Below are 24,274 nucleotides of genomic sequence, written 5' to 3' on the forward strand. Positions count from 1 at the left end.
ACCTTGTAGTTCGGGACATTCAATTCAAAAAAGCCTCGCTTGTTTAGCGAGGCTTTTTTACTCTTTTCAGATAGCTAAGTGGCTTGCTGAGTGCCATCATCATGACTTGGTAGTGCATTCCAAACCGCTTTAACTAGCGTTGCCAATGGTATGGCAAAGAACACTCCCCAGAAACCCCATAATCCACCAAATACCAAGACCGCAACGATAATTGCTACCGGGTGTAAATTCACCGCTTCAGAGAAGAGTACTGGTACAAGAACATTACCATCCAACGCTTGGATAATACCGTATGCTACAAGTAACCAGTAAAATTGTGGTGCTAAGCCCCATTGGAACAGACCCACCATAGCAACGGGAACCGTAACGGCTGCTGCACCGATATAAGGGATAAGTACTGAGAAACCAACCAACACGGCCAACAAGACCGAATAACGAAGATCTAGAATAGCAAAAGTGACATAACTTACTGTACCAACAATCAAGATCTCCAATACCTTACCACGAATGTAGTTAGAAATTTGCTGGTTCATCTCGATCCATACTTTATTCGCTAGACGACGGTTACGAGGTAAAACGCCGCTCGCCATGCTGACCATCTCTTCTTTATCTTTTAATAAGAAGAAAACCAGTAACGGTACTAAAATCAAATATACCGCTAGCGCCGCTAAACTAACGAGCGATGCCAGTGAGCCTTTCACTACATTTTCACCTAAAACGAGAACTTTATCTTTTACGTTACCCATAATGGTTTCGACTAAATGAATCTCAGCGAGATCAGGATATCGTTCAGGTATCGTTGCAACAAACTGCTGCATGCCGTTATACATATTTGGAATATCATTCAGCAAGTTTCCAACCTGATTCCAAATTGTTGGTACTAAACCAAAAATTGCTAACAGCATTAAACTGATAAAGAGGAGGATGACCGCTACTACTGATAGGGTTCTCGGCACACCAAGTGCGCATAGTTTACTAACCGGCCACTCTAATAAGTACGCCAAAACAATCGCCACCAATAGCGGAGCAATCAAATTACCGAAGAAGTAGATGGTAATAAATCCAAATAACAGAATTACTACCAAGCTCACTGCATCTGGGTCTGAAAAACGTCGCTTATACCAACGACGGACCATATCTAGCATCAATTAATCATCCTGTTTACGAATATTGATAACGCTCACTTCACCTTCAATCCTATGATGTATTGCCGCATTCTGGATAGATAAGTATTGAAGGACGTCCGAGACTGAGTGTTTGTCGATTAATCTCACCGACAATAGTTGTCCTATTTCAACCTGTTTAAAAGCGCGCTTGACCAAGAGTAATGACATCGGGCATCGTTCTTCCACTAAGTCTAGATGTATATCGGTCATACACTTTCCATTTGAACAGCGTTGAAACTAAACATATACGCTACGAATCTCTCAAAGTCTTCCATTGTAAAGACTTTTGATAGCATACCCAACCAGTAAGTGTTACAGAAACTATGAATAATGGATATTCACACAAACCAAAGATAACTAAATACAGCTAAGCCCGAGAATGAGAAAACCTTTCCTATCCCAGTTCCGTATGCAAAAATGAGTGGCAAGAGGATAAGGTAGGAAACCAAGTTAGGATTTCATGGTCAAAACTACCACATTTTAAGGAGTCACCTCAGTCGTATGTTGAAACGCGCCCGTTCATTGATTTGCCTATGCGTTGCTACCGCATTAAGCGTCCCTCAAGTTGCCTATGCCGAACTCGATCTTCCTGATATCGGAACTGCAGCAGGGGCGACGTTGACCATAGATCAAGAACTTATTTATGGTGATGCGTATATGCGGATGATTCGCGCTAGCTCTCCAATTGTTAATGACCCAGTGCTCAACGAGTACGTAGACTCTATTGGCCATCGATTGGTTTCCAGTGCTAATGATGTAAAGACCCCTTTCACCTTTTTTATGATACGCGACCGTAACATAAATGCTTTCGCATTCTTTGGTGGTTATGTCGCTTTGCATACGGGGCTGTTCCTTCACGCCCATACTGAAAGCGAACTGGCCTCCGTTATGGCGCACGAAATCGCCCACGTCACTCAGCGCCACTTAGCACGTAGAATGGAAGACGAAGCTCGCCGTTCACCCGCTACCGTTGCAGCACTTGTTGGTTCACTCTTATTGGCGATTGCTTCCCCTCAAGCGGGTATGGCAGCGCTCACAGCGACCACCGCGGGTTCGATGCAAGCTTCTATCAACTATACACGCAGTAACGAAAAAGAGGCCGACCGATTTGGCATTGCCACTCTTGCTCGTGCAAAGTTTGATGTCAACGATATGCCACGCTTCTTCGGTCGCCTTGCGGATGAATATCGTTATGCAAGCAAGCCGCCACCAATGTTACTGACTCACCCACTTCCAGAAGATCGTATTACCGACACTCGTGAGCGAGCTCAGAGCTATCCGCCACTACGAGTACAGCCTTCGATCAATTATCACTTGGCTCGGGCTAGAATTGTGGCCCGCTATGCTGGAATTAAGTCCGCTTCGGCAATGGATTGGTTCGAGCGAACTGCTCGTAAAGCCGGGCCGAAAATTCAGGACTCTTTCGAATACGGCAAAGCCCTAGTGTATCTAGACACAAATAAACTCGATGAAGCTGAAGCGATACTCGACAAGCTTTTAAAGAAAGATCCAAACAATAATTTCTATCTTGATGCAGCATCCGATCTTTACATTGCTCAAAAGAGGCCTGAAAAGGCAGCCGAGCTGATGAAAGAAGTCTTAACTGTTAAGCCTAATAACCCAGTCATCACTATCAATTACGCCAACGCGCTACTCAAGGGCGAAAAATACAAAGACTCAATTCAAGTTCTCCAGCGATACACTCACGAGCACCCTAATGATACTAATGGCTGGCACTTGTTATCGGAAGCTAACATTAAACTAGGCAACAGTGCCGAAGATCTCGCCGCACGCGCTGAAATCTTGGCATTGAATGCTCAGTGGGATAAATCTATTCAGCTTTACTCTCAGGCTAGTCAACTGGCCGAGTTAGGAAGCCTAAAACAGGCTCGCTATGACGCACGTATTGACCAATTACTGGTACAACGTGACCGTTTCATGGCATTACAATAAAACCAAAAAGGAATAGCCATCTATGTCAGTCACCATTTTTCATAATCCACGTTGCTCTAAAAGCCGCCAAACTCTTGCTCTTCTTGAAGAAAAAGGCATTCAACCAGAAGTAGTTAAATACCTAGATACTCCACCAACAGTAGAAAAGCTCAAAGAGATTTTTGGTCAGCTGGAATTAGAAAGCGTTCGTGCGATGATGCGTACTAAAGAAGATATTTACAAGGAACTTAATCTAGCAGATCCAGCACTGACCGATGATCAACTGTTTCAGGCTATGTTCGATAATCCAAAGCTAATCGAGCGTCCTATAGTGGTCAGCAACGGTAAAGCAAAGCACGGCCGCCCACCTGAGCAAGTGCTAGACATTCTATAATGCCATGCCAAATTCTGGTGCTTTACTACAGTCGACATGGAAGCACCAAGCAACTCGCTCGCGCAATAGCGCGAGGAGTTGAATCAGTCGAGCAATGCCAAGCCATTCTGCGTACAGTGGAAGAGTTGACGAAAGAGTCAGACTCAAACAGTGGCGATCCGGTTGTCTCCATCAAGGAGCTAAAGCAATGCGACGGTTTAGCTATGGGGAGTCCAGTTTGGTTTGGCAACATGGCTGCTCCTTTGAAGCACTTTTGGGATCAAACCACCAGCTTATGGATCGCTGGAGACCTAATCGATAAACCCGCTTGTGTGTTTACCTCATCATCTTCATTGCACGGCGGCCAAGAAAGCACCGCCATGAGTATGCTACTTCCTCTGTTACACCACGGAATGATGATTTTAGGTATTCCCTATAGTGAGCCACAGTTGCATACCACGACAACCGGTGGAACGCCTTACGGAGCATCACACGTAGCAGATTCAAGCACACAACTTAGTATTGAAGAGTCAGAGCTAGCTTTTGCGTTAGGAAAACGCTTGGCACAAACCGCCAGAAAATTGAAGTAATGGAATCATGATAGCAATCCCTTTTAAAACCAAAACCATGCGCATCTTTGCACTGGCAGCCAACTTAGCATTGCTAACTTGGGTCACTGTTTGGCACGGCTATTTGTCTCCACACCCTCACATTAGCCCCACTGCGATTACAATCGCTTGGATAATTCCGCTGCTATTACCGTTACCGGGTATTATCGCGGGAAAGCCTTATACCCACGCTTGGGCGAACTTTGTGTTGATGTTGTATTTTCTGCATGCACTAACACTGCTTTATGCCGATGAAGGAGAACGTTGGCTAGCATTAGTAGAACTTCTACTCACCTGTTCGGCCTTCGCAGGAAACATCCTCTACGCCAGATTAAAAGGAAAGGAGCTTGGACTTAAGCTGCCAAGACTGTCTTCGGTAGAGAAAAAGGAAAAGCAACGCTTCGAAGAGTAGGCTTTGAAGAAGAAGGATAGGTTCTTGTTTCAAGACCAAGAAAAAAGGAGGCATTGCCTCCTTTTTAATCTGTAAATTTACATCTCAGCTAATTATAGCCATTCAAAAGTCAGTTGTGGCTTAGCGATTAGGCCAGATGTAGACGCTGTAGACTCTGATGAGTCCGTAGCCACATTAACCTCATCAACCGACGACACCGTTGCTGGTTCAGCGGTATCGGGCTGAGCTGGAGTATTCGCCTCAGGATTTGCCGTTGAGCTATCGACTTCAGGTAAAGTCGCAGGTACAGCTGTAGGAGCAGGCTCAGCCACAGTTTCTTCCGGCAGAACTTCAACCGGCTTTACTAAGCCAAGCTTAAGTACTTCTTGTTCAAATGACTCAATCGAACCAAGTAAGTAAGCTCTGATAATGACTTCATCACCTTTAACTTCAGCCACTTCCACTTTCGCCGTCGAAGCTAAGCGCCCTAATGCACGTTCCAGAGTAAAGAACGCATCTGCACTCTTCATACCGGTAAAAGACACAGTAACGGTGCCTGCACTTTCGCCGCTAATCACTGTTGCATTTTTAGAGGCGTAATAGTCACTGACTTGATCGATAAGGTTAGCCATTGCAACGCCACCTGACGCTGAACCAGTGATAGGCTCTAACTGGTTTCGACCTAAGGTTTCTGGTGCTTGGTCGTATAGTGTCCAGCGTAAACTACTACCTTCAGCTCTTACAACCATCACCGCATCTACAGGATAACGCTGAGTTGCTTGTGATATTGGGCCAACAAAGCCTCCCCACAAATCTGTTGGTTGAATTCCCGTCATGTCATCAAAGTCGCCAACAGGGAACGTCACTGGAAGCCCACGTCGTTTCGCTTCTTTTCTTAACTGATTCGCCGCTTCAGAATTGGTATGCTCCCAAGTGATAGCGCGATCCCGACCGTCATCTTCAACCAACCACACCATGACATTGGCGCGATCAATTGGCCAAGACGACAAATCAGCTTGCTTCAATAGGGTGTTAATTTGCTCACTATTGAATGTCATTCTTAATGCTTGCTCACCATTTAGCCGCGTGTAACCCAACTGTGTAATGAACTGAGAGCTCTTGCCTAGTGCTTTCTTTACCACGGGATTAGCCGCAGCTTTCGAATCACCACTGGCTTTAATGAGTACTTCCAGCATGCCTTGCTGGCGAGCCACTTCATCAGCGTTCGGTTCTTCAGAATTCACCACCACTTCGGTCGAGTAAATATCAACCTTGGTCAGTGCATAAGCTGGCAGTACAAAGACTGTTGCCAACAACCAAGCTAAATAACGCATAAGCATCCTAAATTACAAAGATATAAGTCGAAATGATAAGCAAGTATGAGTTCAGGAGCAAGCCAAGTGCTTCAAGGTTTGGTTAATATTTTTTGCCACAACCCCTATCCATCAAGATCTAAAGCACGATATCTGGCCTTGTATAGAAGTTTTACTAACAAATAATCCAGATTTTTTACCAAGATCATTAAGTAATCGATTGCAAAGTGATATTATCGCGCCAATTTGCCCAAAGCCCTTGGGTGAAAACTTCTATTTGCTTGGATATCAAACTATGAAAACTATCTTACAAGGTTCGCAAATGCTATTCGTCGCGTTTGGTTCCTTAGTCCTAGTACCGCTGCTTACTGGGTTAGATCCTAACGTTGCTCTGTTTGGAGCTGGTGTGGGCACACTGTTGTTCCAATTAATCACCCGTCGTAGCGTTCCTATTTTTCTAGCGTCTTCTTTTGCTTTCATCGCTCCGATCATGTTCGGTGTTCAAACTTGGGGCGTCGGTGCCACTATGGGTGGCTTGATGGCCGCAGGTGTTGTTTACGTCATAATGGGTGCCGTTATTAAAGCAAAAGGCGTGGAGATAATTCACAAGCTATTACCGCCTGTTGTAGTAGGCCCGGTTATTATGGTGATTGGCCTTGGCCTAGCACCAGTTGCTGTAAACATGGCATTGGGTAAAACTGGCGATGGCGCCATTGAACTCGTCAACGGTAATGCCGCTCTATGGATTTCGTCAATTTCGCTATTAGTGACGATTGCTGTCAGTGTCTTTGCAAAAGGTTTCCTTAAGCTTCTGCCTATTTTCAGCGGAATCGTGGCGGGTTATATCACTAGCTTAGCATTTGGCGTCGTTGACTTTACTCCTGTTGTTCAAGCATCTTGGCTGTCGATGCCAAACTTCACCACTCCAGAATTTAACATCAATGCAATTCTGTTTATGTTACCTGTTGCGATTGCACCAGCGGTTGAACACGTTGGTGATATGCTAGCCATCTCGAACGTTACTGGTAAAGATTATTTGAAAAAGCCAGGGCTTCATCGCACCATCACAGGTGACGGCGTAGCAACAATCGCAGCCTCTATGGTAGGTGCTCCGCCAAACACGACGTACAGCGAAGTTACCGGCGCTGTGATGCTAACCAAAGCGTTCAACCCAGTTATCATGACCTGGGCGGCAGTGACTGCGATCGTCTTAGCATTGGTAGGTAAACTTGGTGCTATTTTACAAACCATCCCTGTTCCTGTGATGGGCGGCATCATGATCTTGCTGTTTGGATCTATCGCTACCGTAGGTCTGAATACACTGATTAAGAACAATGTTGATTTGCATAAATCCCGCAACTTAGTGATTGTCGCTATCACATTAGTATTCGGTATTGGCGGCATGGCATTTGGTATTGGCGACTTCAGCCTTCAAGGTGTGAGTTTGTGCGGTATTGTGGCGATTGTTCTTAACCAGATTCTTCCTCATGACCTAGGTGAGAATAAAATGGTTGATAACGCTCAAATGGAAGATTAATTGCTCTGAACGCAAAAAAGGCTGACACTTGTCAGCCTTTTTCTTCTTAAATCATCAGACTCTTAATTATTGAGTACCGAAAATCTTATCGCCAGCATCACCTAGACCTGGAACGATGTAGCCTTTGTCATTCAGACACTCATCGATAGCAGCAGTATATAGCTCAACATCTGGGTGGGCTTTTTCTAGTGCTTCGATGCCTTCTGGAGCAGCAACAAGAACCAAGACTTTAATTGCTTTACAGCCTTTTTCTTTCAGCAGGTCGATGGTGGCAATCATAGAACCACCCGTTGCTAGCATTGGATCAACAACTAGCGCAATACGCTCGTCGATGTTTGACGCTAGCTTGTTGAAGTAAGGTACCGGCTCCAGCGTTTCTTCATCACGGTAGATACCAACAACACTGATACGTGCACTTGGCATGTGCTCAAGCACGCCATCCATCATACCTAGACCAGCACGAAGAATTGGCACTACGGTCACTTTCTTACCTTTGATTTGGTCTACTTCAACAGGACCATTCCAACCTTCAATAGTTACTTTCTCAGTTTCAAAGTCTGCGGTCGCTTCATACGTCAACAGGCTACCTACTTCTGTAGCAAGTTCACGGAAACGCTTTGTGCTGATGTCCCCTTCACGCATCAAACCCAGTTTGTGCTTCACAAGAGGGTGTTTAACTTCAACAACTTTCATGTCCTACTCCGGCAATTTTTAACAAAACCTGCAAATTATACATGGTTTCTTTTGCTATTTCAGTCAAGATTATAGGTTAATGGTGTTTTTTCCGCATATTTACTCGCTTAAACCTGCCTATATCAACAGATTACCCTCACTCAAAAATAGTTTGTAATTTCTTACGCAAACGTTTTCCTTTTTGTTTAAACCCCTGTTAGAATAGCGCCGCTTTTCACATCCATTTATTTATCGAGGACTGTCCCGTGAGCGGAAACAACACTTCCCTAAGCTATAAAGACGCTGGTGTAGATATTGATGCTGGTAACGCATTAGTTGACCGTATTAAAGGCGCGGTTAAGCGCACTCGTCGCCCTGAAGTTATGGGAGGCATCGGTGGATTTGGTGCTTTATGTGAGCTGCCAACTAAATACAAAGAGCCTGTACTCGTATCTGGAACAGACGGTGTCGGTACCAAACTGCGCCTAGCTCTAGATATGAACAAACACGACACTATCGGTATCGATTTGGTTGCGATGTGTGTGAATGACTTGATTGTTCAAGGTGCAGAGCCATTGTTCTTCCTCGACTATTACGCAACAGGCAAACTGGACGTAGACACTGCAGCTGATGTTGTATCTGGTATCGCTGAAGGTTGTATCCAAGCTGGTTGTTCGCTGATTGGTGGCGAAACGGCTGAAATGCCTGGTATGTATGAAGGTGAAGACTACGACGTTGCTGGTTTCTGTGTCGGCGTCGTTGAAAAATCAGAAGTTATCGACGGTACAAAAGTCGCTGCCGGTGACACACTTATCGCGGTTGGTTCAAGTGGTCCACATTCAAATGGCTACTCTCTTGTACGCAAGATCTTAGAAGTATCTGGCGCAGATAAAAACGAGATGCTAGGTGAACGCACAATTGGTGAACACTTACTAGAACCGACGAAAATTTATATCAAATCAGCTCTGAAAATGATCGCTGAACACGATATCCATGCAATCTCACACATCACAGGTGGTGGCTTCTGGGAAAATATCCCACGCGTACTTCCTGAAGGAACAAAAGCTGTGATTGATGGCAAGAGCTGGGAATGGCCAACAATCTTCAACTGGCTACAACAGAAAGGTAATGTTGATACATTTGAGATGTACCGCACCTTCAACTGTGGCGTAGGTCTAATTGTTGCTCTGCCAAAAGATCAAGCAGAGGCAGCAGTTGAACTATTAAAAGCTGAAGGCGAAAACGCATGGGTAATTGGTGAGATCGCGACTGCACAAGCTGGTGAAGAGCAAGTAGAGATCAATTAGTTTCATGAAGAATATTGTTGTTTTAGTTTCAGGAAATGGTACCAACTTGCAGGCGATTATTGACGCTTGTGAGTCCACCATCGAAAACGCCAAGGTTCGAGCGGTATTCTCAAACAAAGAGTCCGCTTTCGCCTTAGAACGTGCACGTAAAGCAGGAGCGGAGGCTGAGTTCCTTGATCCAAAATTAAGTGAAACACGTGAAGCGTTTGATGCTGAACTGATGCGTCGTATTGACGTGCACAAACCTGATTTATTGGTCTTAGCAGGCTACATGCGTATCTTAAGTGGCGAGTTTGTACGCCACTACATGGGACGAATGATCAACATTCACCCTTCGCTGTTACCAAAATATCCAGGTTTGCACACACATCAACGTGCAATTGATAACTGTGATGAACACCATGGCACCAGTATCCATTTTGTTACTGAGAAGCTAGATGGTGGTCCAATTATCTTGCAAGCTAAAGTTCCGGTATTCGATGATGATACAATTGAAACACTAGAACAGCGTGTTCAAAGTCAGGAACATAAGATCTACCCGCTGGTTGTAAAATGGTTCGTCGAAGGCCGCTTATCTATGGATGGTAGCAAAGCGATGTTGGATGGTTTAGAACTTGGCCCTCAAGGCTACGCAGACAAATAACCCTTTAACTCACAACGAGTCAATATCAAAAAAGCGAGTGATTCCATCACTCGCTTTTTTCTTATGTTCCAGTTTGATGTGGACTTATAACGGCTCAGTAGGCGCTTGGCTTGCAGGCTTTGCCTCCGCAAACTCCACGTCTTTTAACTCATCAACATTGCTGGCGACTAACTCCCCAAAATGAAACAGGTTAAACTCACCCGGCTTCATTCGATGCCAACTCTCATTACTAGTCAGCGGTTGAGTCGCAACAACCGTCACCACATCGTTAGGTGTTGTCTCTTCGTGGAAGTTAATCGTCACATCTTCATCAAGTAAAGTCGCTTTACCAAATGGGGCTTTACGCGTGATCCAGTACAAATGGTTAGTACAATAGGTCATCACAAACTCACCATCACTCAACAGCATGTTGTAGACACCGTATTCTCGCAACTCATCACAACATTCGGAAATGTATGCGAACATCGCCATCATGTCTTGCGGTGGTTCAGGAAAGCGCTCATCCAATTTTCGCAGCAGCCAGCAAAATGACAATTCACTGTCAGTTTCGCCAACTGGACGAAAGTGACCAGTTTCCAGCCCTTGATAGTCACTGAGCTGACCATTGTGTGCGAATGTCCAATAGCGCCCCCATAGTTCACGCGTGAATGGGTGCGTATTTTCTAGATTAACCTGACCACGGTTCGCTTGTCGTATATGACTAACAACTGCACGACTCTTTATCGGATAGTTTTGAACCAACTCCGCTATTTTAGAATCACAACTCGGTTGCGGATCTTTAAAGGTTCTAAAACCTTTCCCTTCATAAAAAGTTATACCCCAGCCATCTTTGTGAGGACCGGTGTTGCCACCCCGTTGAATCAAACCGGTAAAGCTGAAACAGATATCTGTTGGCACATTTGCACTCATGCCAAGCAATTCACACATTGAGTTCCCTACTCTTTTTCTTCCACAATAATGTCACTAGTAAACTGAGATTATTCCATCTCTTTTTCAATCAATTGAATCACAATATGAATGATCTTGATGTGTACTTCTTGAATTCGATCCGCATAACCAAAATGCGGTACGCGAATCTCAATATCAGCAACACCTGCCATTTGACCACCATCTTTACCGGTAAGGGCAATTGTCTTCATGCCTTTTGCCTTGGCAGCTTCAATAGCTTTCAAAATGTTGCCAGAGTTACCCGATGTAGAAAGACCAAACAAAACATCACCAGAACGACCTACTGCTTCCACATAACGTGAAAATACGTAATCGTAACCAAAATCATTGCTAACGCATGAAAGGTGGCTTGGATCAGAAATGGCGATACCAGCGTAACCTGGGCGGTTCTCACGATAGCGACCTGTTAGCTCTTCAGCAAAGTGCATCGCGTCACAATGCGAACCGCCGTTACCACAAGACAGTACCTTGCCGTCTTGCTTGAATGAATCCGCAATCATTTTCGCTGCAGCTTCGATCTGCGCAATGTTGTGATCGTCGCTCAGGAATTTGTTTAGTACGTCTGCCGCTTCAGTAAGCTCGTTTCTAATTAGATCTTGGTACATAGGTTTATTCTCTTTATTTTCCGACATCAACGCGTCGTTGCGATTACCTGAGTTTAACTATAAACCCCCAATTCTGTCGATAGGCATAGGCTCATCTAACTCCCTCCCTGATTCGTTTTTCATAGCTTCGCATTCGAAACTGGTGGGAAATTATACAAAGCTCTCATTTTTGAATCGAATTAGAGTAATTACTTTTGAAAATTTACATTTGTGCAATAATTGAGTTACAATTAACACTGGTACGACCTCTTACCTTACGTATTACTAAAACGGTCAACCACTACAACAACGATAAGTACCCAGATAAAGGAACAATCATGGACATCTTGCTCTCTCTCGTCGCCTTGCTCGGCGCAGTTGGATTCAGTTTCTACCAACGAGCATCGCTGGCAAAATCTTTATTACTCGTGACCGCTGCTATGGTCTTAGGTTCACTACTCGGTGTATTTGGCGCCATCATATGGGCGTTGTACGTTGCTACGGTAGCGGTATTGTGTGTTCCTTCTATCCGACAATCACTGATTTCTGCTAAAGCGCTTAAACTATTTAGGAAAGTGCTTCCTGCCATGTCTCAGACAGAAAAAGAAGCATTGGATGCGGGTACGGTTTGGTGGGAAGCAGAGCTTTTCAAAGGCAAGCCAAACTGGCAAAAGCTACAGAATATAAGTCAGCCAAAACTTAGCGCAGAAGAGCAAGCCTTCTTAGATGGTCCTGTTAACGAAGTCTGTGCGATGGTGAGCGATTATCAAGTCACTCACGAGTTAGCTGACCTTCCACCAGAAGTTTGGCAGTACCTAAAAGATCACAAATTCTTTGCCATGATCATTAAGAAAAAATACGGCGGCCTTGAATTTTCTGCGTATGCACAGTCTCTCGTTCTACAAAAACTAACCGGCGTGTCGGGTGTGCTTTCATCTACAGTTGGTGTCCCTAATTCCTTAGGCCCAGGTGAACTCCTTCAGCACTATGGTACAGAAGATCAAAAAGACTACTACTTACCTCGCCTAGCAGTCGGTAAAGAGATTCCGTGTTTTGCTCTAACTAGCCCAGAAGCAGGTTCTGATGCAGGCTCGATTCCTGATTTTGGTGTGGTTTGTAAAGGCAAGTGGGAAGGCAAAGAAGTCTTGGGCATGAAGCTCACATGGAACAAACGTTACATTACGCTTGCTCCAGTCGCTACCGTACTTGGTCTCGCTTTCAAACTTCGAGATCCAGATGGCCTGCTAGGTGACAAAGAAGACTTGGGCATTACTTGTGCGCTTATTCCAACACACCTTAAAGGTGTAGAGATTGGTAACCGTCATTTCCCACTGAACGTTCCGTTTCAAAACGGCCCTACAACAGCGAACGAATTGTTCGTGCCACTAGATTTCATTATCGGCGGTCAAAAAATGGCTGGCCAAGGCTGGCGTATGTTAGTTGAGTGCCTCTCAGTTGGACGTGGCATCACGTTACCATCAAATTCAACAGGCGGTATCAAAACAGCAGCTTTGGCAACAGGTGCTTACGCTCGTATCCGTCGTCAGTTCAAACAACCAATCGGCCATATGGAAGGTATTGAAGAACCATTAGCGCGTATTGGCGGTAATGCTTACGTAATGGATGCAGCCAGTCATCTTACGGTTACAGGGATCGACTTGGGCGAGAAGCCATCAGTAATCTCTGCCATCGTTAAATATCATTGTACTCACCGTGGTCAACAAAGCATTATCGATGCTATGGATATTGTTGGCGGTAAAGGCATTTGCCTTGGTCCATCGAACTTCTTAGCACGCGGCTATCAGGGTTCACCTATTGCAGTAACGGTAGAAGGTGCCAATATTCTTACTCGTTCAATGATCATCTTTGGTCAAGGCGCGATTCGTTGTCATCCATATGTTTTAACGGAAATGGATGCTGCGCACTCTACCGCCAATGATGCTGTTGATAAATTCGACAAAGCCCTTGCTGGCCATGTTTCATTTACGATCAGTAATTTAGTACGTAGTTTCTGGCTCGGTCTTACTGATGGTCGTGGTTCATCAACGCCGCAGAAAGACGCAACAAAACGTTATTATCAACAGTTGAACCGTTACAGTGCCAACCTAGCATTGCTGTCAGATGTGTCTATGGCGGTCCTTGGTGGCTCACTAAAACGTAAAGAACGCTTATCGGCGCGCCTTGGTGATATTTTGAGTCAGTTGTATCTCAGCAGTGCAGCATTGAAACGTTATGACGTGGAAGGCCGTAACAGCGAAGATTTACCGCTTCTTCATTGGGGTCTACAAGATAGCCTAATGCAAACTGAAAAAGCGTTGGACGATTTCTTGGCTAATTTCCCCAATAAAGCGATTGGTCGTTTGATGCGCTTTATCGTCTTGCCACTGGGCACAGTTCGCAAAGCGCCTTCAGATAAGCTTGATAGCCAAGTGGCTCGTATCTTACAAACCCCTTGTGGAGCTCGAAGCCGTTTGGGTCGTGGTCAATACCTAGAACCAACCGAGTTCAATGCGGCAGGTCGTATTGAGCAAGCGCTTGATATCATTCTACGTGCTGAGCCGGTGTTTACTAAAGTGTGTAAAGCGCTTGAGCAGCGTCGTCCATTTACGCAGCTTGATAAAGTCGCAGCACTAGGTTTAGAGAAAGGCCTAATCACTCAAGATGAGGCGACACTGCTTATTACTGCAGAAGCACATCGCCTGTACACTATAAACGTTGATGACTTTGCTCCAGAGGAGCTAGCAGCAAAGCCTGTCTACCCGACAATGGAAGAAGTCGCGTAATTGATCACTCTAGGTAATTGATCATTCCAAATAGCTAAAAGGGTCAGCAATTGCTGACCCTTTTTTATGTCATTACCGTTACTAAACTAACGCGGCATATTTAACTGCATTTCTGGTAGTGAAGCCTTAATGGCTCGCTTACGTCGAACCAACCACCAGATGAGTCCACCCACCACGATAAGCACTAGATTACCGATCACGATGGCCAGTATTGCTCGAGTTCTCACTTGTTCTCTGTGTGCAAGGATTTGCGCTTCTTGTTCCGCTTTTTTCTTCGCTTCTCGTGCCGCCGCTTGCATTTCCTCGGCTTTTTCTAAATCCAAAGCCCCAACAACACTGAAGGTACGCATTGGAAGATCAAACACTAACGAACGCCCCGTGGAGGCTTCATTGGCATACACATGGCCAGTCCAATGATAAGTCCCCATTTGATGTAAGTCGTTAAAATACGATGTGACATCGTTTTTACCTGCGTCCGCTTGATGTTGCACGACCTGCTCTGACTCATCAGGGGATTGCAGTTCAATTGAGGTGGCCAAACTACCAGGTTCTATCGTCGCGACTTCACCGCGAACTACAATTTGATGTGGTTTCTTATCATCGCCTTGGATAAATTTGCTAGAGAATGGCGTCGGGTAAATCAGCACTTCTTGCTCTAGAGCGCGTAAGAACACCCCATTGCCTGTAGTAATTCGAACATTGTATTTCCCGGGCTCAAGTTCAATAGGTAGCTCAACGGTGAACACACCATCTCCAGCGCGCTCATCCAACCCTTCACCGTTATCATAAAACTCACCAATGACAATAGGTACCGGGCGCACCTTGTTATCCGTTTGTTCTTGAGATTCTAAATAGCGCCTCATCACCACTTTAAGGTTCACACGGTCGAGGATGTTCTCAACAATTAACGGCTTGCCATCGGTCATGAGTCGGGCAGTAAACTTTAACTTCTCACCTTGATAAATACGCTGTGGCAAGGTGTCAGCTTTTAAAGACAGCTGAGAAATGATTTGAATGTTATTTTTGGGCGTGACTTTGCCAATGGCTTGCCAAGGGCCTGGCATTGGCTTTTCGATTGAAATGACATCGACACTAGGCTCTTCAATCCAGTGAACATTTTCAGGATGACGCCAAGCGTAGTATTTTTTACCGTCAGGGCGAACTAGCGTAACCGGCTTAGAGTTATCCTGTCGATAAACCAAAAAAGTGATTCGTTCCACCGTTTGGTCAACTCGAAAACGGTTATCAAGAAATGACATTGAGGACTCAGTCGCGAATGCACCAACTGTCAGCGATAACCATAACGCCATCGCAAAAATAATCCTCTGCATGTTTCTCTCCTACAGGCGCCAGAGACAACTGCCACCTTTTTCAACAATATCTAAACGCGAATTGTGCGCTTCTATTTCATCGGCAGAAGCATGCAAGATCTTTAGCGATTTTCTTCCCGTTGTGAGCCTCTTAATGGTTTCACCACCACTTTCGTCCCCATCGGACTGCCCCGCATTAAATTGCATCGAAGTTTGGCCGCCCGTCATTGCCAAATATACATCCGCCAAGATCTCCGCATCGAGCAAAGCGCCGTGGAGAACACGAGCAGACGTATCTATCGTGTAGTGTTTTGCTAACGAGTCGAGGTTCTTTCTTGCCGGCATGTTCGCCATGCGTTTTGCCATCGCAAGCGTATCGGTAACCTTACAGTACTGTTCCGTTTTACCAATCGAAGCGCCTAACTTCTCAAACTCGTAGTCCATAAAGCCCACATCGAAGGGCGCGTTGTGGGCAACAAGTTCTGCGCCTTTAATAAAGTCTAAGAACTCTTCGTGAACTTGATGATAGAGCGGTTTATCTAATAGAAACTCATCAGTGATACCGTGAACGTCGATAGCGTCAGGTTGAATTTCACGATCAGGCTTTAAATAGACGTGAAAATGGCGACCAGTCAGTTTACGGTTGATGATTTCCACCGCGCCGATTTCAATGATTCGATGCCCCATGTAGTGAGGACCACCTTCGCGGTTCATACCTGTTGTTTCGGTATCGAGTACCACTATTCTGCGTTGTTCTGAATTGAGACTGGTATTCATGATGTTTTGTATGTCAGACTATGTAGATAAACTTACTGAGCTATATAGTATCAAATCATGACGAAGCAGGTTGAAATTTTCACAGATGGTTCTTGTTTGGGTAATCCTGGTCCCGGCGGCTATGGAATCGTCCTAAGGTACAAACAGAACGAAAAGACGTTAGCCAAAGGCTATACGTTGACAACAAACAATCGCATGGAAATGATGGCAACCATTGTTGCACTTCAGACACTTAAAGAGCCTTGCAACGTTATCTTAACCACAGATAGTCAGTATGTTCGACAAGGGATTACCCAGTGGATACACAACTGGAAAAAACGTGGTTGGAAAACCGCAGATAAGAAGCCCGTTAAGAATGCGGACCTATGGAAAGCACTCGACTCAGAGACTGCACGGCACGATATTGACTGGCGCTGGGTGAAAGGTCATGCAGGTCATAGAGAAAATGAAATGTGTGATGAACTAGCAAGAGCTGCTGCAGAAAACCCAACAGAAGAAGACACTGGCTATCAACCAAGCTAAGGTTCCTCCCGCTTAAAGCTTTCCCTTGCTTACGAGCTTTGCTTTTTATCTGCAGTACGATAGCTAACACTGGCCGGTGTTAGCTTTTTCTTTAGACGCCAATGCGGCTTTATCGGTTTAAGCGGGTAGGTTCGCTTTCTCGCTACGATAAAATACAAGCTTCCCATGGGCGACGCCCAGTCACCAATACTGCTTTCTAACCACGTCCACATCGTCCGATATCGTTTCATAGGAAACAGCGCATAAGTATCCGCATAGACGACCTGATAATTGAGTACCCCTAACCAGTCTTTTATCCGATTTGGCGTAAACATGCGGCCACTCCAAGGGAAATTGTTCTTTCTCCAAGGCATCAAGCTAGCAAGACCGGTGAAGCTCATAGGGTTGAAGCCAGTAATGATAAGGTAACCATCATCGATCATCACTCGATCCACTTCGCGCAATAGACGATGGGGGTCTTCGGCATACTCAAGTTGATGCGACATTACAACAGCATCAAAACTCTTCTCTAAGAATGGTAATTCGTAGCGGTCAGCGATAACATTGTGCAGAGGGTTCTTAGAATCAAGGTTCACTTGATGCTGAATGTTGCAATTACAGCTTGTGAGTTCACAACTCAGTCCTCCAAGTTTTAGCATATGATAGCCAAAGAACTTGGGGCACCACTCATCAAGCCTCGTTTGAATAGATTCAGAGACCCATTGACCGTTGGCAAGCTCTTCCCAAGAATGGGGATGATCAACTTTTTTCTTGCTGCGTGCTGGCTTCATTTACGCGCTCTCTCCCATACTGAACTGGAGAAACAACAATGTTACATATCAAAAGCATACCTGCATTTAACGATAATTACATCTGGCTGATTCAAAATAACCAGAACTTGTGCGCCGTTGTCGATCCAGGAGATGCTGAACCGGTGATCGAGTATTTAGAAGCCAACCAACTTGAGTTAGTAACGATATTGATTACTCATCACCACTGGGACCATACTGGTGGCATAGAGAAACTGGTAGAAAAGTACCCGACGATCACCGTGCTTGGTCCTGAGAATTCCAATATAGGACAGCTTACTCATCATGTCAGTGAAGGACATCGTATCAACTTGTTCAATGAAGAGTTTTTGGTGCTCAATTTACCTGGCCACACGCTCGATCATATTGGCTATGTAGGCGACGGTAAGCTATTTTGTGGCGATGTCCTATTTTCTGCGGGCTGTGGACGCATTTTTGAAGGCACTCCGGAGCAAATGTACAATTCGCTACAAAAACTCACTCTACTACCTGAAGAGACGGAAGTGTACTGTACTCACGAATACACACTTAGTAACCTCGCCTTTGCCATGGCCGTAGAGCCCCATAATGAGTTCCTTCATGAATACAGAGATGGTGCCAATCAGAAACGCGCTAAAGGTTTCCCAACCTTGCCAACCACGATTTCCATAGAGAAGCGCATCAATCCATTTTTACGAACTACTCAACCAGAAGTTGTGAGCTCGGTAGCAAACCGAACTGTCAATAATGATCCCCTATCAACTTTTACAGCATTACGTGAGTGGAAAAACGAATTTTAACGTTTTGCTGCTTGTTTGGCCCAATCCGTATTAGTATTATGCACAACCGTTCAAATTAGAGGTTGTAGCAAACAAAATGCATAAGAAATACAGTTGGGCCTTAGCCCTGTTGCTGGCCGGTTGTCAGATGACACAGCCAGATTCAAGCAACACCACAACAGAGCCCACCAACTCTCCTGCAGAAACAGCAACCACTAATACAACAAAGCCCGTTTCCGTTGATACTCCAACTCCAGCAAAAGCACTAACGCCACAAGAGCAAGAAGATGTATGGCAGCGCATCGCTATGCAGCTAAAAATGGAGATTCCAGACAACGCTAAAGTGGACTATTACCGCGAATGGTATATTAAACACCCTAGCCACTTGAGAACAGTCTCACAGCGCGCTCAGCCTTTCCTATATTTGATTACTGAAGAAATAGAAGCACGTAACCTACCATTAGAGCTTGCGTTACTGCCTATTGTCGAAAGCTCCTTTGATGCCTTCGCTTATTCTCATGGCAGCGCCGCAGGATTATGGCAGTTTGTCCCTGCAACAGGAAAAGCGTTCGGCCTAGACCAAACCTACTGGTATGACGGTCGTCGTGACGTTACCGCATCGACTCAAGCCGCTTTAGATTATCTGACTCAGTTGAACAAACGTTTTGATGGCAACTGGAATCACGCGATCGCGGCCTATAACAGTGGCGGTGGTCGAGTAAACAGTGCGATTCGAAAAAATCGTAACTTAGGCAAGCCAACGGACTTTTTCTCTCTCGATTTACCGAAAGAAACTAGCAGCTATGTCCCTAAGTTGCTGGCTCTAGCTGATGTTCTGGCTAACAAAGAAAAGTATGGTGTCGACATTCCACCAATCGCAAACAAGCCTGTGTTGGAATTGGTCGACCCTAATGAACAGCTCGATCTTGCAATTGCAGCCAAATATGCCGGCATTTCGATTAAGGAACTGCAAAGTTATAACCCTGCATACAACCAATGGGCAACTGCACCAGATGGCCCTCAGACATTACTGCTACCCATCGAGACTTTAGATAAGTTCCGCTTCGAACTGGAACAGAATCGCGGTAAAGGGATGCGTCTTGTGCGTTATAAAGTAAAGTCAGGTGATTCATTGAGTGTGATTGCGCGAGACCACCAGACAACGACGCAAGTAATTCGCAGTGCCAATGGGTTAAAAGGCAACAATATTCGCGCGGGCCAGTATCTTCTCGTTCCGACATCAACCAAAGATGAATCAACCTATTCATTAAGCGCAGCAAATCGCTTGGCAAAAACACAATCAACATCTCGTGGTAACTATAAAGTGACCCACAAAGTTGCCAGTGGTGACAGTTTGTGGTCGATTGCCAGAGCAAATAAAGTTTCTCACCAATCGTTGGCAAAATGGAACGGTATGGGGCCTCGTGACACACTAAGAGTTGGGCAGGAACTCGTAATCTGGAAAAATGCGAGTGATGGCGCGATTATCCGCACCGTTTTCTACTCTGTAAGAAGTGGGGATACCATCAGCGGTATTGCACAGAAATTCAAAGTACGTACCAACGATGTTGTTAAATGGAACGACCTTCAGAAACAGAAATATCTTAAGCCGGGCCAAAAACTGAAACTCTACGTTGATGTCACCAAAACTAGTGCTTAGTTCTCATTAAAAAAGCGGCGTTTACGCCGCTTTTTTAATGTCTGACACCTCATTGGTTCAATTACTTAGAGACAATCCTAAACTCAGCAAGTAGAGGATTATGATCAGAGGCATCAGATTCAGGAACGCGCTGTCCTGTCAGTTCCATTCCACGATAAAAAATGTGATCCAAAGGTAAACCAGTGATAAATCGCTTACGGTTATCACGTTGAAATTCGACCTCTTTAATATGGTATTTATGTAGGGCTTGTTTTAACGCGGAGAGTCGTGATTCACTCCAACTATTGAAGTCCCCTGCTATTAGCAGTGGTCCTTGATGCTTCTCGAGTACTTGCTTGAAGGACTCGAGTTGTTGCTTATACTCTTCTGTTCCTATCGTAAAATTTACAGAGTGCAGATTCACACTGATTAAAGTTTGTCCATTCGTCAGTGCGTATTCCGCATACAAGCCTGATTTAGGTAATCTTAGCCAAGGTTCGGTTTGCAGATTCGCGCAAGCGATTGAAGGCATGGTACGGCTTAAATTAAGTACGCCAGAAGAGACATCAAATGCTTTGAATGCACTAACTTGATTACTCCCCCAGTCCGAGCGCTGTAGCCAATCTAAAAATGTATCATCGAGGCTGGCTTCTTGAAGTAGGACCAATTGTCGGTCTTCGGACAGACGAGTAAGTTCGGGCAATAAGTTTTCGCGATTTTGTTTGTAAATATTCCAAACCAAAATATTCAAGTGCCCAGACTCGTCCAACGCAACTGGATGGTCATTGCGGTAACACTTTAGCTCCGTTTGAACTTGGCTATCCTTAATACTGGTAATTTCTGGTGTTTCTCGCACGGTAAATACCGATTGAAAACCACCCACTGTCATTCCCACAATAGCGACACCAGTAAGCAGTACCCACTTTAACTTCATAATACCTCTTCTCTAAAACGAAAAAGGAGCAGTTACCTACTCCTTTATGATTCTTTGAGATTCGACTTAGATAGCGTCTTCATCTTCTTCGCCAGTACGAATTCGTACTACACGTTCGATATCAGTGATGAAAATCTTACCATCACCAATCTTACCCGTTTGAGCGGTCTCAATGATGGTTTCCACACATTGATCAGCCACGTCACTTGATACGACAATTTCCAATTTTACTTTTGGCAAAAAGTCGACCATGTATTCAGCACCGCGGTAAAGCTCTGTGTGACCTTTCTGGCGACCAAAACCTTTTACTTCAGATACGGTCATACCTGTAATGCCCACTTCTGCCAATGCTTCACGGACGTCATCAAGTTTGAATGGTTTGATAATCGCTTCAATCTTTTTCATGTTCTTCCCTTAAACCTCATTGATTGACACCATTATCTGGCAGGCTGCGCCAACAATCAACGAAAACAAAAAACCCGAAGGCAATCTTCGGGTCTCTTAATAGTAAATCGATAATGCGATTATTTCAGACTAGCGTAATAAGCAGCAACGTTGGCAATATCTTCGTCGCTCAGCATTGACGCTTGAGCTTGCATGACAGCAGCCAAACCGCCTGTACGTTCTTTATTCTTGTACGCTTTGATAGAAGTTGCTAAGTACTGCTCGTTTTGTCCCTTAAGGTTTGGGTAACCTGGAATAACTGCGATGCCATCAGCACCATGACAAGCGGCACAAATCGCTGCTTTTGCCTTACCAGCTTCAATGTCAGCGGCCATCGCCGTACCACTCAATAGGCCTGCAGCCAATACTGCACCAATTACCATATTTTTCATTGCTTTACCTTCTGTGTATTTCCATATAAGCCAGATAACAGCGTGTACTCTAGTTTGCGCTTTGCCATTTCTGGCGCTTTATTATTGTATACGATTGTGACATGAAATGTGGTCACTTGTCCCATACAAGTTCACAATCTGAACCATAAAATGCTTTATCTACAAATAAGTTACCAACAGCAACGACCTTATCATCCTGTATTAGAATTGGGATTCTACGTCGCTGCCAGCTAGGTATTTTCAGCTCTTGGAACAGTTTTTTTAACTTACGAGATCCTGCTCGCCCATGGGGGTGAGCACTCAAACCTTCAGGGTTGAAAATGACTTTTAACGACCCATTCAACGTTTGGCGATCTAGTGTCATCTTTGCGTCTTTGCTCGGTGAAACCAACTTTAATACGCCTAAGTTATCTGGCAACACTAACGTGTCTTTATCTAACCATGATTGTTGCCAATCGCTGACATCTTTATAAGCTTCAACCCAATATAGATGCCCCTGAGCACGTCTAATCGCTCCACCAGCCAAATTCATTTCCGGGTTAGCATCTTGCTTAGCTAGTGCCACTTCTTGCCAAATTTTGCACAACTGCACCTCAGTAGGCATCAACGAAGTATTGGCTTCTAACCAAAGTCTAAGTAGTTGTTCTCTCTTTAAAATAGAGTGTGATGACATCGTGGAAATACTCAGCCCTTGGAACTCATTCATGCATACTTCAAGTTCAGGCAATAGTAACTCTTTAATTAACCGTTCTTGTTTCGCACATAAGCGCGCACTGCGACTTGCAGCTTTAGCAAAACTAGGCCAGCGCTGATTCAATACGGGTAAGACAGATTGACGAAGAAAATTACGGTCGAATCGAGTGTCTGAATTACTTTCATCCTCGACCCACTGTAATTGCTCATGCTGCGCATAGCGCTCAATATCATGTCGTGCAGTATTTAAGAGTGGACGAACTAACCTCCCCGAGCCAAAGTTCATTGAAGAGGCCATCGAAGAGAGCCCTTTGGGTCCGCTCCCACGTTTTAAGGCCAGTAACATGGTCTCAGCTTGATCATCAAGGTGCTGACCCGTAAGCAAAATATCGCCGCTCTGCATATGTTGACGCAGTGCTTGATACCGAGCTTGACGCGCCAACTGCTCAAGGCTTTCTCCCGAGTCTTGCGACAATGTTACGCGCTCGCAGGTAAACTCAACGGCCTCCTCTTGAGCCCAACGCTCACACTGAACTTGCCATTCATTTGCGTTATCGCTTAATCCATGATGCACATGTACCGCTAAACAGGTTATTGAATGCTGTTTGCTATACCTTGCTGCTAATCGCAGCAGTACACGTGAATCCACCCCGCCACTAAATCCAACAATGATCTTGCCATGCATCACTTTCTGTTCATCAAGCACTTGAGAAAATTGCTGGTACAGAGTCATGGTTTCTTCCTAGGTTAAATAAAAAAGGCGAGCATCTCGCTCGCCTTATTATATAAACAGTTTCTACTTAGCAGTAGCCATAACTCATCAAACGTTGATAACGACGCTCAAGTAAGTTGTCATCATCCAACTGATCGAGTTCTTCTAATTGGCGTAGCAATGTCGCTTTCATATTAGCAGCCATTTGCACCGCATCACGATGAGCGCCACCTAGTGGCTCTTCAATGATTTCATCAATAAGCTCAAGCTCTTTTAATCGAGGAGCAACCAATCCCATTGCTTCCGCTGCTTGCGGCGCTTTATCAGAGTCACGCCATAAAATCGATGCACAGCCTTCAGGAGAAATTACTGAGTACGTTGAGTATTGCAGCATGTTCACGTAATCGCCTACACCAATCGCTAAAGCACCACCAGAACCACCTTCACCGACAACGTTACAGATGACTGGCACTTTTAGACCAGCCATGACTTTAAGGTTCATCGCAATCGCTTCTGATTGACCACGCTCTTCTGCGCCAACCCCTGGGTAAGCACCCGCAGTATCGATAAAAGTGATGATCGGCATGTTAAAACGCTCTGCCATTCTCATCAAACGAAGTGCTTTACGGTAACCTTCTGGTTTTGGCATACCAAAGTTACGCTTCACTTTCTCTTTTGTTTCGCGGCCTTTTTGGTGGCCAATGATCATAACCGGACGACCATCTAGGCGAGCCATACCACCAACAATAGCTTTATCGTCCGCAAACGCGCGATCGCCAGCCAGTTCATCAAACTCAGTAAATACATGCTCTACATAATCAAGCGTGTACGGACGCTGTGGGTGACGTGCAAGCTGTGCCACTTGCCATGCCCCAAGATCACTAAAGATTTTTTTCTTAAGCTCTAAGCTCTTTTTCTCTAGTTGTTCAATTTCTTTATCTAAGTCAATTGCACTATCACCACCATGACGAGAAACGTCACGCAATGCTTCGATTTTTGCTTCTAGTTCGGCAATTGGCTTTTCAAATTCAAGAAAGTTCAAGCTCAT

At 44.9% G+C, this 24,274-nt stretch carries 25 protein-coding genes; 11 read left to right on the forward strand and 14 right to left on the reverse strand.

Annotated elements, in window-relative coordinates; translation table 11 throughout:
- Nucleotides 1-74: 74 nt before the first annotated feature.
- Together OH456_RS19320 and OH456_RS19325 are read right to left on the reverse strand one after the other, a co-directional pair.
- On the reverse strand, nt 75-1,145 hold the full coding sequence (locus OH456_RS19320; protein WP_006072848.1) for an AI-2E family transporter: 1,071 nt from the start codon (nt 1,143-1,145) through the stop codon (nt 75-77).
- Between the two features lie 3 nt (nt 1,146-1,148).
- Nucleotides 1,149-1,376, reverse strand: coding sequence for a sulfurtransferase TusA family protein (locus OH456_RS19325; protein WP_038167498.1), 228 nt, complete (start codon nt 1,374-1,376; stop codon nt 1,149-1,151).
- A gap of 291 nt (nt 1,377-1,667) precedes the next feature.
- Here OH456_RS19325 and OH456_RS19330 point away from each other — a divergent pair, with 291 nt between their 5' ends.
- The 4 genes from OH456_RS19330 to OH456_RS19345 are packed head-to-tail and all read left to right on the forward strand — an operon-like array spanning nt 1,668 to nt 4,491.
- Nucleotides 1,668-3,119, forward strand: a complete 1,452-nt coding sequence (locus OH456_RS19330) for a beta-barrel assembly-enhancing protease (RefSeq protein WP_006072846.1) — start codon at nt 1,668-1,670, stop codon at nt 3,117-3,119.
- Nucleotides 3,120-3,141: 22 nt separating this feature from the next.
- A complete protein-coding gene (arsC, locus tag OH456_RS19335; protein WP_006072845.1) occupies nt 3,142-3,492 on the forward strand; it encodes an arsenate reductase (glutaredoxin) in 351 nt (116 codons plus the stop codon).
- The gene (gene wrbA, locus OH456_RS19340) at nt 3,492-4,061 is read left to right on the forward strand and encodes an NAD(P)H:quinone oxidoreductase (RefSeq protein ID WP_006072844.1); all 570 of its coding nucleotides are present in this window, start codon (nt 3,492-3,494) and stop codon (nt 4,059-4,061) included. The genes arsC and wrbA overlap by 1 nt, the downstream gene beginning before the upstream one ends.
- Before the next feature lie 7 nt (nt 4,062-4,068).
- Nucleotides 4,069-4,491, forward strand: coding sequence for a DUF2069 domain-containing protein (locus OH456_RS19345; protein ID WP_006072843.1), 423 nt, complete (start codon nt 4,069-4,071; stop codon nt 4,489-4,491).
- A 92-nt stretch (nt 4,492-4,583) separates the two neighbouring features.
- Here the strand turns inward: OH456_RS19345 and OH456_RS19350 are convergent, their stop codons facing one another.
- The gene (locus OH456_RS19350) at nt 4,584-5,804 is read right to left on the reverse strand and encodes a DUF2066 domain-containing protein (protein WP_270034069.1); all 1,221 of its coding nucleotides are present in this window, start codon (nt 5,802-5,804) and stop codon (nt 4,584-4,586) included.
- 274 nt (nt 5,805-6,078) lie between these two features.
- On the opposite strand from OH456_RS19350, the gene OH456_RS19355 reads away from it, so the two are divergent.
- The gene (locus tag OH456_RS19355) at nt 6,079-7,320 is read left to right on the forward strand and encodes a uracil-xanthine permease family protein (RefSeq protein ID WP_006072841.1); all 1,242 of its coding nucleotides are present in this window, start codon (nt 6,079-6,081) and stop codon (nt 7,318-7,320) included.
- Nucleotides 7,321-7,386: 66 nt separating this feature from the next.
- Here OH456_RS19355 and upp read toward each other — a convergent pair whose 3' ends face one another.
- A complete protein-coding gene (gene upp, locus OH456_RS19360) occupies nt 7,387-8,013 on the reverse strand; it encodes a uracil phosphoribosyltransferase (RefSeq protein WP_006072840.1) in 627 nt (208 codons plus the stop codon).
- A gap of 245 nt (nt 8,014-8,258) precedes the next feature.
- Between upp and purM the strand changes: the two genes are divergently transcribed.
- Complete coding sequence (gene purM, locus OH456_RS19365) at nt 8,259-9,299, forward strand: phosphoribosylformylglycinamidine cyclo-ligase (RefSeq protein WP_270034070.1); 1,041 nt, start codon at nt 8,259-8,261, stop codon at nt 9,297-9,299.
- Nucleotides 9,300-9,303: 4 nt separating this feature from the next.
- Nucleotides 9,304-9,942, forward strand: a complete 639-nt coding sequence (purN, locus tag OH456_RS19370; protein WP_006072838.1) for a phosphoribosylglycinamide formyltransferase — start codon at nt 9,304-9,306, stop codon at nt 9,940-9,942.
- Nucleotides 9,943-10,026: 84 nt separating this feature from the next.
- Here purN and OH456_RS19375 read toward each other — a convergent pair whose 3' ends face one another.
- Both OH456_RS19375 and lpcA read right to left on the reverse strand, forming a co-directional pair.
- Nucleotides 10,027-10,869, reverse strand: coding sequence for a class II glutamine amidotransferase (locus tag OH456_RS19375; protein WP_006072837.1), 843 nt, complete (start codon nt 10,867-10,869; stop codon nt 10,027-10,029).
- 50 nt (nt 10,870-10,919) lie between these two features.
- Complete coding sequence (gene lpcA, locus OH456_RS19380) at nt 10,920-11,495, reverse strand: D-sedoheptulose 7-phosphate isomerase (protein WP_031495242.1); 576 nt, start codon at nt 11,493-11,495, stop codon at nt 10,920-10,922.
- Nucleotides 11,496-11,812: 317 nt separating this feature from the next.
- On the opposite strand from lpcA, the gene fadE reads away from it, so the two are divergent.
- Nucleotides 11,813-14,257, forward strand: coding sequence for an acyl-CoA dehydrogenase FadE (fadE, locus tag OH456_RS19385; RefSeq protein WP_124940170.1), 2,445 nt, complete (start codon nt 11,813-11,815; stop codon nt 14,255-14,257).
- A gap of 86 nt (nt 14,258-14,343) precedes the next feature.
- Here the strand turns inward: fadE and OH456_RS19390 are convergent, their stop codons facing one another.
- Nucleotides 14,344-15,588 carry a TIGR03503 family protein gene (locus OH456_RS19390; RefSeq protein WP_270034071.1) on the reverse strand — a complete coding sequence of 415 codons (1,245 nt, stop codon included), beginning with the start codon at nt 15,586-15,588 and terminating at the stop codon, nt 14,344-14,346.
- 9 nt (nt 15,589-15,597) lie between these two features.
- Entirely contained in the window at nt 15,598-16,344 is a 747-nt protein-coding gene (dnaQ, locus tag OH456_RS19395; RefSeq protein WP_124940171.1) for a DNA polymerase III subunit epsilon, read from the reverse strand.
- 57 nt (nt 16,345-16,401) lie between these two features.
- Between dnaQ and rnhA the strand changes: the two genes are divergently transcribed.
- Nucleotides 16,402-16,866, forward strand: coding sequence for a ribonuclease HI (gene rnhA, locus OH456_RS19400; protein WP_038227874.1), 465 nt, complete (start codon nt 16,402-16,404; stop codon nt 16,864-16,866).
- 29 nt (nt 16,867-16,895) lie between these two features.
- Here the strand turns inward: rnhA and OH456_RS19405 are convergent, their stop codons facing one another.
- Nucleotides 16,896-17,636, reverse strand: coding sequence for a class I SAM-dependent methyltransferase (locus OH456_RS19405; protein WP_038227875.1), 741 nt, complete (start codon nt 17,634-17,636; stop codon nt 16,896-16,898).
- A 38-nt stretch (nt 17,637-17,674) separates the two neighbouring features.
- Between OH456_RS19405 and gloB the strand changes: the two genes are divergently transcribed.
- Both gloB and OH456_RS19415 read left to right on the forward strand, forming a co-directional pair.
- On the forward strand, nt 17,675-18,433 hold the full coding sequence (gene gloB, locus OH456_RS19410) for a hydroxyacylglutathione hydrolase (protein ID WP_038227876.1): 759 nt from the start codon (nt 17,675-17,677) through the stop codon (nt 18,431-18,433).
- 76 nt (nt 18,434-18,509) lie between these two features.
- On the forward strand, nt 18,510-20,072 hold the full coding sequence (locus tag OH456_RS19415) for a LysM peptidoglycan-binding domain-containing protein (RefSeq protein WP_031493868.1): 1,563 nt from the start codon (nt 18,510-18,512) through the stop codon (nt 20,070-20,072).
- Nucleotides 20,073-20,133: 61 nt separating this feature from the next.
- Here OH456_RS19415 and OH456_RS19420 read toward each other — a convergent pair whose 3' ends face one another.
- The 5 genes from OH456_RS19420 to accA form a co-directional block, all read right to left on the reverse strand.
- A complete protein-coding gene (locus OH456_RS19420; RefSeq protein ID WP_107307139.1) occupies nt 20,134-20,985 on the reverse strand; it encodes an endonuclease/exonuclease/phosphatase family protein in 852 nt (283 codons plus the stop codon).
- Between the two features lie 66 nt (nt 20,986-21,051).
- The gene (gene glnB, locus OH456_RS19425) at nt 21,052-21,390 is read right to left on the reverse strand and encodes a nitrogen regulatory protein P-II (RefSeq protein ID WP_031495634.1); all 339 of its coding nucleotides are present in this window, start codon (nt 21,388-21,390) and stop codon (nt 21,052-21,054) included.
- A 119-nt stretch (nt 21,391-21,509) separates the two neighbouring features.
- On the reverse strand, nt 21,510-21,821 hold the full coding sequence (locus OH456_RS19430; protein ID WP_031495636.1) for a c-type cytochrome: 312 nt from the start codon (nt 21,819-21,821) through the stop codon (nt 21,510-21,512).
- A 112-nt stretch (nt 21,822-21,933) separates the two neighbouring features.
- Nucleotides 21,934-23,247 carry a tRNA lysidine(34) synthetase TilS gene (gene tilS / locus OH456_RS19435; RefSeq protein WP_270034072.1) on the reverse strand — a complete coding sequence of 438 codons (1,314 nt, stop codon included), beginning with the start codon at nt 23,245-23,247 and terminating at the stop codon, nt 21,934-21,936.
- Between the two features lie 67 nt (nt 23,248-23,314).
- Entirely contained in the window at nt 23,315-24,274 is a 960-nt protein-coding gene (accA, locus tag OH456_RS19440; protein ID WP_006075352.1) for an acetyl-CoA carboxylase carboxyl transferase subunit alpha, read from the reverse strand.

Source organism: Vibrio sp. La 4.2.2 (assembly GCF_027586995.1).
Lineage (GTDB): Bacteria > Pseudomonadota > Gammaproteobacteria > Enterobacterales > Vibrionaceae > Vibrio > Vibrio mediterranei.